Source organism: Micrococcus sp., assembly GCF_030523875.1.
In the GTDB taxonomy this organism is placed as follows: Bacteria; Actinomycetota; Actinomycetes; order Actinomycetales; family Micrococcaceae; genus Micrococcus.
On record NZ_JAUNHR010000076.1, the window covers coordinates 1 to 9668 of the forward strand.

Annotated in this window: 8 protein-coding genes and 1 tRNA gene; 6 read left to right on the forward strand and 3 right to left on the reverse strand. The window is 73.3% G+C overall.

Annotated features, from left to right (window positions below):
- Positions 1–375: DUF3662 domain-containing protein (locus tag Q4D18_RS09500; RefSeq protein ID WP_303127703.1), on the reverse strand; the 375-nt coding region annotated here is incomplete at its 3' end.
- A 200-nt stretch (positions 376–575) separates the two neighbouring features.
- Here Q4D18_RS09500 and Q4D18_RS09505 point away from each other — a divergent pair.
- A tRNA-Leu gene (locus Q4D18_RS09505) sits at positions 576–659 on the forward strand.
- A 166-nt stretch (positions 660–825) separates the two neighbouring features.
- Here the strand turns inward: Q4D18_RS09505 and Q4D18_RS09510 are convergent.
- Complete coding sequence (locus Q4D18_RS09510) at positions 826–2184, reverse strand: beta-propeller fold lactonase family protein (protein WP_303127706.1); 1359 nt, start codon at positions 2182–2184, stop codon at positions 826–828.
- 167 nt (positions 2185–2351) lie between these two features.
- Here Q4D18_RS09510 and Q4D18_RS09515 point away from each other — a divergent pair, with 167 nt between their 5' ends.
- Genes Q4D18_RS09515 through tctA form a run of 3 tightly spaced genes read left to right on the forward strand, consistent with a single transcriptional unit; the run spans position 2352 to position 5501 of the window.
- Complete coding sequence (locus Q4D18_RS09515; RefSeq protein WP_368389642.1) at positions 2352–3446, forward strand: tripartite tricarboxylate transporter substrate binding protein; 1095 nt, start codon at positions 2352–2354, stop codon at positions 3444–3446.
- On the forward strand, positions 3443–3976 hold the full coding sequence (locus tag Q4D18_RS09520) for a tripartite tricarboxylate transporter TctB family protein (RefSeq protein ID WP_303127709.1): 534 nt from the start codon (positions 3443–3445) through the stop codon (positions 3974–3976). Before Q4D18_RS09515 ends, Q4D18_RS09520 begins: the two co-directional genes overlap by 4 nt.
- Before the next feature lies 1 nt (position 3977).
- On the forward strand, positions 3978–5501 hold the full coding sequence (tctA, locus tag Q4D18_RS09525) for a tripartite tricarboxylate transporter permease TctA (RefSeq protein ID WP_303127711.1): 1524 nt from the start codon (positions 3978–3980) through the stop codon (positions 5499–5501).
- Positions 5502–5579: 78 nt separating this feature from the next.
- Here tctA and Q4D18_RS09530 read toward each other — a convergent pair whose 3' ends face one another.
- Entirely contained in the window at positions 5580–6539 is a 960-nt protein-coding gene (locus Q4D18_RS09530; protein ID WP_303127714.1) for a CoA ester lyase, read from the reverse strand.
- Positions 6540–6939: 400 nt separating this feature from the next.
- Between Q4D18_RS09530 and Q4D18_RS09535 the strand changes: the two genes are divergently transcribed.
- Together Q4D18_RS09535 and Q4D18_RS09540 are read left to right on the forward strand one after the other, a co-directional pair.
- Positions 6940–7476: a YceI family protein gene (locus tag Q4D18_RS09535; protein WP_303127716.1), complete on the forward strand. Its 537-nt coding sequence runs from the start codon at positions 6940–6942 to the stop codon at positions 7474–7476.
- Between the two features lie 95 nt (positions 7477–7571).
- Positions 7572–9542, forward strand: coding sequence for a long-chain fatty acid--CoA ligase (locus Q4D18_RS09540; protein WP_303127718.1), 1971 nt, complete (start codon positions 7572–7574; stop codon positions 9540–9542).
- Positions 9543–9668 lie beyond the last annotated feature (126 nt).

Here is a 9668-nt window from a genome sequence, read left to right on the forward strand (position 1 = left end):
GGAGCCGTCGTCGAGGCGGGAGACGACGTCGATGCGGCCGGGGCGGACGGCGTCGTCGGCGTGGAAGGCCACCCGGACGGAGCCGGGGAGGGAGTAGCCCTGGGCCTGGGCGTGGCGGATGACCTCGTCGCACAGCTCGCTGGCCAGGGTGGCGCCCCACGTGCGGGCGCGGTCGAAGTCCGCGGGGGCGAAGTGCACCGTGAAGTCGTTGGGCGCCACCGTGTGGCCCTCGGACAGGGCGAACGCCTCGTTGTCCATCTCCTGCCGGAGGGCGGACGCGATCTCCACCGGCTGCACCGCCCGGGCGCCGCCGGCGGAGAAGGCGGCGCGCACCGCCTTCTCGAGGCCGCGCTCGAGGTTGTCCAGAAGTCCCACGGACCCGGGCTCCTCTCCCAAAGTGGTCGTCCGTCCGATAGTACGGGTCCGGCCTGGGAGGGGGCGGGGCCGTGACCGGGTGACCGGCCGGCCCGGCCGCCCGGGCGGCGAGTTGCAGGGGTGACGTGGGCCGGTGTACGCTGTTCCTCGCTGCCTCGGCAGGTTCCGCGTCGTCGCGGTGCCGGATGGGGAAGCCGCTCGCGCGAGTGGCGGAATAGGTAGACGCGCTGGCTTCAGGTGCCAGTGTTCGAAAGGACGTGGGGGTTCAAGTCCCCCCTCGCGCACCGCACGGACGAAGGCCCCGGATCATGGATCCGGGGCCTTCGTCGTGTGCGGGCGGTGGGGCCGGTGCCCTGCGCCGATGCGGTCGACATCTGTTCGCCGGGTCGCCCTGGATCAGGGCGACCCGGCGAACAGATGTCGATCCGGCGTGCATGCGCCGGAGAAGGGTCACTCGTCCTCTGCGGTGTCCGTCGAGGCCTTCGCAGCGCCGCCGGCACGCGGGCCGGCGCCGTCGGTGTCGTCGTAGATGTCGATGGTGCCGCCGTAGTTGGCCACCCAGACCTCGCCGGAGGGCTCGTCGTAGGTGACGCCGATGGTGTTGACGCCGGCCGGCGCCGTGTCGATGACCTCGAGGGTCTCGGCATCGATCTTGCTCACCGTGGAGGCGTGGTAGTTGACCACGTAGAGGGCCGTGCCGTCCGGGGAGATGTCCATGGAACGCGGTTCGTCTCCGGCCGGCGCGCTGTCGAGGACCTCGCCGGTCGCGGCGTCCAGCTTCACGATCTGGTCGGCGCCGGCGACCGTCATGTAGAGGGTCTTCCCGTCCGGGGACAGGACGAGGTGGCGCGGGTTCTTGCCGGTGTGCATGACCAGCTCGGAGGTGCCGGCCTCCAGGTCCACGCGGTAGAGCTTGTCCGCCCACATGGCGGTGGCGTAGGCGGTCTTGTTGTCCGGCAGCACGGCGATGCCGCGGGGCATGGTGTCCAGGGGGATGGTGTGCTCGGTCTCCCCGGATGCGGTGTCGATGACGGTCATGTTCGAGTCGCACCAGTTGGTGACCAGCAGGCGGGAGTCGTCCGGGGAGAGGGCCACGTACTTGGGCACCCGGCCCACGCGGTAGGCGGCGTCCCAGTTCTTCTCCTCCACCGAGTACCGGTAGACGAGGGAGGGGGCGATCGCCGAGCCGGCGGTGCAGTTGTCGTCCGGCTTCGTGCCGACGTCGTAGATGCCGTACTGGGTGACGTAGGCGTGCTGGCCGTCCTTCGTCCAGGCGGCCTCCACCGGTGCGCCGCTGACCTCGCCGGACAGGCCCTCGATGCCCATCGCGTCCGTGTCCACGGTGTCCTCCAGGGCCTGGACCACCTCGCGGGTCTCGGTGTCGAAGAGGATGACGTTGTGCCGGTACGTCACGTTGTTGGTGATCATCAGCCCGTGCTGGTTGGAGACCACGGACTTCGGCACCACGCCGGTGCCCTCGAGGGTCTCCATGCGGGTCAGCCCGGTGGTGTTGGACGCCGGGAAGTCGGCCGGATCCACGGAGGCCGCCCCCTCGCCCTGGCCCTCGCTCGCACTGGCCTGGGTGGTTGAGGCGCCGGCCCCGCTGCTCTGGGTGGTGGACGCGCCGGCGCTCTGGCCGTCCTCGGTCTGCTCGCCGTCCGTGCCGGCGCAGCCGGTGAGCAGCAGGCCCATGGTGAGCAGCGCGGCGGCAGGCCGCAGCGCCCGGGGGCGGGCGGCGTCTGCACCGCTCCGCGGATGGGCCTCGGCGGCGAGGTCGGCGATCTCGTGGACGCGGTGCAGTCGAGGCATGGGGGTCTCCGAGGGTGAGGTGGTCGGGGAGCGTGCCCGACGGCGCCGCCGGACACAGGGCCAGCATAGCGAGACGCCCGACACACCCTGTCATCTTCTATGGTGCTCATCACATGCCTGACACGCTGGCCCGACTCGCACCCCCACACCCCAGGAGTCGGCCCCCCATGACCCCCGTCCCCGGCCAGGACCCGCCCCGGGAGGTCGTCGGCAACGCCGCCCCCGCCCCGCGGGCCCTCGGCACCCAGACGCAGGCCATCGACCTGCCCCGCACCGCCCCCGCGGGCCGGCGCTTCGGCGTCGGCTCCGCCGTCTTCTCCGCGATCGCCGCCGTCGTGGTGGGCCTGGCGGTGCTCTTCTCCGTGCAGTCCGCCTCCACCGGCACGGACGTGCGGTCGAACATGACGCTCATCGCCCCCGCGGCCGCCGGCGGCGGCTGGGACACGTTCCAGCGGGAGATGCAGCAGGCCATGCGCGCCAACCAGCTCGTGAACAACGTGCAGGTGGTGAACATCCCCGGCGCCGGCGGCACGATCGGCGTGGGCCAGCTGTCCCAGATGAGCGAGCCCAACGTGATGATGGTCGGCGGCACCGGCCAGATCGCCGCGCAGCTCAAGAACGACACCCCCGCGAAGATCCAGGACGTCCAGCCCGTGGCGCGGGTGGTGGAGGAGTACGACCTGATCCTCGTGCCCGCGGACTCCCCGCACCGCACCATGGCCGACCTCGTGGCCGCATGGGCCGCGGACACCGAGGCGCTGGCGTGGTCCGGCGGCGGCTCGTTCGACCAGCTGGTGATCACGGACCTGGCGACCAAGGCCGGCGTCGACCCCGGCCGGATCACGTACATCCCCTCCGACGGCGGCGGCGAGGTGGTCCAGGCCCTGCTCAACGGCACCGTGCAGGCCGCCTCCGGCGGCGTCGCGGACATGTACCCGCACGTGGAGTCCGGCCGCCTGCGCGTGCTGGGCGTGGCCTCCGAGGAGCGGCTGCCGGGCCTCGACGTGCCCACCCTCGTCGAGCAGGGCTACGACGTCACCCTCACCAACTGGCGCGCCCTCTTCGCCGCGCCCACCGTCACGGGCGAGGACCTCGACGCGCTCCAGGAGGTGGTGGCCGAGACGACGGCGACCCCCGAGTGGAAGGCCACCGTGGAGCGCAACTACTGGCGCGAGGTGCCGCTGCAGGACGAGCAGATGGACGCCTTCGTGCAGGACGAGATCGACCGGATCGCCGGTCTGTACGAGGAGATCGGGGCATGAGCGCCGCGCAGGAGACCCACCGCCCCGGCCCCCGGCCGATCGGCGAGGGCACCTGGTTCGCCGGCCGTGCGGGCCTGGTCATGCCGGCCGTCGTGGCGGTGTGGAGCCTGTTCCTGCTGATCGGCTCGCTGCGCATGGACACCGGCGACGCCGACTTCCCCGGCCCGGCCTTCTTCCCCGGCGTCCTCGGGGCGGTCGGCCTCGTGCTGGCCGTGCTGCAGGCGCTCGCGGTGGTGCGGACGCCGGAGCACCCCGAGGACCACTCCGGCCGCCGCTGGCGCACCCACTCCGACCCGGTGGCCCTGGCCTGGACCGCCGGCGGGTTCCTCGCGTTCGCGCTGCTGCTGCCCTGGCTGGGGTGGATCCTGGCCGGCGCCCTGCTGTTCTGGTGCGTGGCGCGGGGCTTCGGCTCCCGCCGCCCCGGCTTCGACGTCATCCTCGCCCTGTTCATGTCCTCGGCCGCCTACCTGGCCTTCGACGTGGGCCTGGGCCTGAACCTGCCCTCGGGCATCCTGGGAGGCGGATTCTGACATGGACGCACTCGGACTCCTCATGGAGGGCTTCGCGGGAGCCCTCACCCCCGCCAACCTGCTGTGGGTGCTGCTCGGCTGCCTGCTCGGCACCGCGGTGGGCGTGCTGCCCGGCCTGGGCTCCTCGATGGCGGTGGCGCTGCTGCTGCCCCTGACCTTCGCACTGGACCCCACGGCCGCGTTCATCATGTTCGCCGGCGTGTACTTCGGCGGCATGTTCGGCGACTCCACGATGGCCATCCTCATGAACACCCCGGGGCAGGCCTCCGCGATCGCCTCCACCTTCGAGGGCCACAGGATGGCCCAGGCGGGGCGTGCGCCGCAGGCGCTGGCCACCGCGGCGATCGGCGCGTTCATCGGCGGCATGATCGCGGCCGTCCTGGTGGTGTTCCTCGCCCCGGTGATGGCCGAGTTCGCGAACAACTTCGGCCCGGCCGAGTACTTCGCGCTCGCCCTGTTCGCGTTCATCGCGACGTCCTCCGTGGTCTCCGACTCCGTCATCAAGGGCCTCATCGCACTGGTGCTGGGCCTCGGGATCGCCGTCGTCGGGATCGACTCCGTGACCGGCACCGAGCGCTTCACCCTGGGCGCGCCGCAGCTGTTCGACGGCATCTCCCTGGTGACCGTGACCGTGGCCGTCCTGGCGCTCGGCGAGGTGTTCCACGTGGCCTCCCGCGCCCGGCGCGACCACGAGGTGCACCAGGTGCGCTCCGCCGGCCGGCCGTGGCTGACCGGCGCGGAGTTCCGGGAGGCGCTGCCCGCGTGGCTGCGCGGCACCGGCATCGGCCTGCCGTTCGGCGTGATCCCGGCCGGCGGCTCGGAGGTCCCCACCTTCCTGGCCTACGACGTCGAACGCCGCCTCGACGCCCGCCGCGCCGAGCCGCGGTTCGGCCGGGGCGCGATCCGGGGCCTGGCCGCCCCGGAGGCCGCGGGCAACGCGACCACCGGCATGGCGATGGGCGCCCTGCTGACGCTCGGCCTGCCGATCTCCGCGACCGCGGCGATCATGCTCGCCGCGTTCCGGCAGTACGGCCTGCAGCCGGGCCCGCTGCTCTTCGAGCGCAACGCGGACCTGGTGTGGGCCCTCCTGGCCAGCTTCTTCCTGGCCATGCTGGTCCTGCTGCTCATCAACCTGCCGTTCGCGCAGCTGTGGGCCAAGCTCCTGCTCATCCCGAACCCCTACCTCTACGCGGGGATCACGCTGTTCTGCGGGCTCGGCATCTACGCGACGTCCGGTCGCGTGTTCGACCTGCTGCTCCTCCTGGGCCTGGGCGTGCTGGGCTTCCTGATGCGCCGGTTCGGGTATCCCGTGGCGCCGCTGATGATCGGCATGGTGCTCGGCCCGCTCGCCGAGACCAGCGTCCGGGACGCCCTGCTCAGCTCCGTCGGCGACCCGGCGGTGCTCGTGGCCAGCCCCATCACCTGGGTGATCTACGGCCTGCTGGCCCTGGTGCTCGCCGGCGCCGCGGCGGCGGCGGTGCGTCGGCGTCGTGCCGGGTCCGCGCGGGAGGCGGCCGCGGTCTGAGCACGGGGCGCGGCGCGGCGAAGGGCCCCGGACGGCGAGTCCGGGGCCCTTCCCCTGTCCCGACCCCGTGGGGGCGGGTCAGTAGTGGTACGTGTCCGAGGGGGCGGCCGCGCGGTTGTCCTCGTCCGGGATGTGCCCGGCGGTGACGCCGAACGCCGCGGCGAGGGCCTGGATCTTCTCCGCGCGCGCCTTGCGCGGCAGGTCGGAGCCGTTGCGGATCTGCCCGCCGGCCGCGGCGAACTCCTCGAGGAAGTCCTGGGCCCAGGCCAGCTCCTCCTGCGAGGGGCTCAGGCCCTCGTTCACCGGCGCGCACTGCTCGGGGGCCAGGCAGAGCTTGCCGGTCATGCCGAACTCGGCGGTCACGGCGGTGGCCTCGGCCAGCTTCACGCCCGTGGTGCCCACGGTGGGGCCGTCGATCGCCCCGGGCAGGCCCGTGGCCTTCGCGGCGATCGTGAACTGGGATCGCGTGTACGCCAGCGCCATCGGGGACTCGCCCAGGCCGGTGTCCCGGCGGAAGTCGCCGATGCCGAACGCCAGGCGGAACGTGCCCTTCGCCGCCGCGATCGAGTCGATCCGCTGCAGCCCGCGTGCCGTCTCCACGAGCGCCACCACGGGCACGCCCGGCAGCCGCTTGGCGGTCTCGTTCACGTGGTCGGTGGACTCCACCATCGCCAGTACGACGCCGGCCAGGCCGCCCTCGGCGACCGGCCCGCCCAGGTGCGCGGGCAGGGTCGCGGCGAGCGCCGCGACGTCGTCCTCCCACCACTTCGAGCCGTAGCCGTTGAGGCGGACCCACGCGGTGTGGCCCGAGGTGAGCCAGTCGACGGTGTCCTGCAGGGCCCGGGCCTTGTCCGCGGGGGCCACGGAGTCCTCGACGTCCAGGATCACGATGTCCGCGGCCGAGTCCTCCGCGGGCTGGAAGCGCTCGGGCTGCGCGGCGTTCACGAGCAGCCAGGAGCGGGCGAGCTCGGGGTCGATCCGCTGGCCGGGCACGGGGGAGAACGGCTGGGTGGGCGAGGGGGAGAGGGTGACGGTCATGGCGGGGCCTCCTTCAGGCGGGAGGGCGACGCGCGGGGGCGGGTCGCCGGGGCTGGTGTCGTCGTCGGAAGGTCCGCGGGCGGGGTGCCTCGCGCGGAGTGGTCGGACGGGGAGGACCAGGTGGGGGCCCGTCGTCGTCGGCGCGGGTCGGCGCCGGAGGCGACCGCGGGTGGGCGGCACGTGTGGCCCAGGTTACAGGACGCGGGGCGCGACAACGGCGCCCGCGCCCCCGGCGCGCGAACGGCGCGATTCCGTGGTTCACACGTGAAGTGTGACGGAGTGTTTCCGACTTTCACGTGCAAGCTCTGGACAGGCGACGGGAAGAGATGTTTAGATTTGAAACAAGCACGGGGGAGCACCCCGTGACCGCCGATTCGAACACCCCTGAAGGAGCATCCCCATGACGCAGGTCACCCCCGGAACCTGGAACCTCGACGCCTCCCACACCGAGGTGGGCTTCACCGTCCGCCACGCCGGCATCTCCAAGGTGCGCGGCACCTTCCAGGCCGTCTCCGGCACCCTGACCGTCGCCGAGGACTTCGCCCGGTCCTCCGCGGACATCACCGTGGACATGCAGTCCATCGACACCAAGGACGCCAACCGCGACGGCCACCTCAAGGGCGAGGACTTCTTCGACGTGGAGAAGCACCCCACCATGACCTTCCGCTCCACCGAGGTCCGCGACTTCGACGGCGAGGAGTTCGTCCTGGTCGGCGACCTCACCATCCTCGAGACCACGAAGCAGGTCGAGCTGAAGGTCGAGCTCGGCGGCCAGACCACCGACCCGTTCGGCACCACCCGCGTGGGCTTCGAGGCCAAGACCGAGATCTCCCGCAAGGACTTCGGCCTGACCTGGAACGCCGCGCTCGAGGCCGGCGGCGTGCTGGTGGGCGACAAGGTGAAGATCGAGATCGACGCCGAGTTCGTCCAGGCCTGATCCGGTCCCGGCCGCCCCCTCCCCGGGGCGGCCGGCGTCGCCGTGTCCGGACCGGGTGCAGGTCAGCGGGCCGCGGATGCACAAGAATCGTCACCATGGACTCCGCCTCCCCGGTCCCCGCCGCCCCGTCCGCCTCCCCGGCTCCCCGCCGCCAGGTGGACATGCCCGCCCTCGCCGACGCCGCCGAGCTGCGCAACATCACCGACGTCCTGGAGCGCCGCGCCGCCGGGCATCCGGACGTGGTGGCCTTCCAGGTGCGCCACCCCGCCGCGCCGTTCGACGGCCCGTGGGAGCCGGTCACCACGGCCGCGTTCCACGCCCGCGTGCGTGCGCTGGCCAAGGGCCTGATCGCGCTGGGGATCCGCCCGGGGGAGGCTGTGGCCATCGTCTCGGCCACCCGCTACGAGTGGACCCTGATGGACCTCGCCTCCCTCTACGCGGGCGCCGTCGTGGTCCCCATGTTCGACTCCGCCCCGGCCTCGCAGATGGCGGCGATCGCCGACGTCGTGGGCGTGCGCGCCGCCTTCGCCGGCTCCCCGGCCGCCGCCGCCACGCTGCGCGAGGCCCTCGACGCGCGGGACGGCGCCGCCCGCGGCCCCCACGGGTCCGCGGTGTGGACCCTGGACGACGCCGACGGCGCCCCCGCCGGCGACCTGCGCGCCCTCGAGGCGCTCGGCGTCGACGTCACCGACGAGGCGCTCGAGGCGGCCCGCACGGACCGCGGGCTGGACGACGTCGCCACGATCGTGTTCACGTCCGGCACCACGGGCGAGCCCAAGGGCACGAGGATCCTGCACCGGTCCTTCGTCCACCAGGTGCTCAACGTGGCCGAGGCCTACCGGGGGTTCGTGCACCCGGGCGGCTCCACCGTGCTGTTCCTGCCGCTGGCGCACGTGCTCTCCCGTGCCGTGCAGATGATCTGCCTGCACGGCGGGATGACCGTGGCGCACGTGGGCAACCCCAAGGCCGCCGTGCCGTCCATGGGTCAGATCCGCCCGACCTTCGTGATGGTGGTCCCCGGCGTGCTGTCCAAGATCGTGCTCGGCGTGGAGGAGAGGGCGCGCGGCACCCGTGTGGGCCCGCTCTCCGTGGGCGTGCTCTGGGAGCGCGCCCGGGCGGCCGCCGTCGCGAAGGGACGCGTGGTGCTGGGCGAGGACCCCAAGCTCCTGGCGCCCGTGCGCGCCCAGTTGGCCCTCTACGAGCGGCTCTTCTACCGCCGGGTGCGGCACCTGCTCGGCGGCCGGGTGACCCACCTGCTGTGCGGCGCGGCCAAGCTCGACCCGGACCTGCTGCGCCTGTTCACCGGCATGGGCCTGACCGTGTTCGAGGGCTATGGGCTCACTGAGACCACCGCCCCCGCCGTGGGCCACCGCGAGGGGGACGTGGTCCCCGGCACCGTGGGCCTGCCCCTGCCCGGGATGTCCGTGCGGATCGCCGCCGACGACGAGATCCAGATGCGTGGCCCCGGCGTGTTCGCCGGGTACACCGACGAGGAGGAGACCGCCGCCGCGTTCGACGGCGAGTGGTTCCGCACCGGGGACCTCGGCCGCCTCGACGGCGACGGCCGGCTCACCGTGACCGGGCGCGTCAAGGACGTGATCGTCACCGCCAACGGCAAGACCATCAACCCCGCCGCGTGGGAGCGCGAGGTGGAGCTGCACCCCGCCGTCGGCCACGCCGTGGTGATCGGCGACGGCCTGGACCACCCCACCGCCATGATCCTGCTGGACCGGGACGCCCTGGCCGGCTGGGCGCAGCGCTCCCTGCCCGACTGGTCCCTGCCGGAGCCGCTGGCCGCGCGCCTCAAGGACGGCGCCGACCACCGGGCCGAGCGGATGCGCGACGGGGCGGAGCGGATGCTCGAGGTGACCGAGCAGCGGATCCGCGAGTCCGTGGCCGCCGCCGTGGAGGCCGCCAACGCGAAGGTCCCCGCCCCCGAGCGCCTGCGCTCCTACAAGGTGCTCCTGCCGGACCCCGAGGAGCTGGCCGCCCTGCTCACGCCCACGCAGAAGCTCAAGCGCTCCGCGCTCGCAGAGCGGATCGCCCACCTGCTGCCGAAGCGCTGACCCGCTGACCGCCGGGATTCCGGTGCGCCGGTGCGTTGTGGGGGGCGCGACCCCCCCCCCCCCCCCGCCCGGGGGGGGGGGGGGGGGCCAACCACCCGGGGGGCCCCCCCCCCCCCCCCCCCCCCC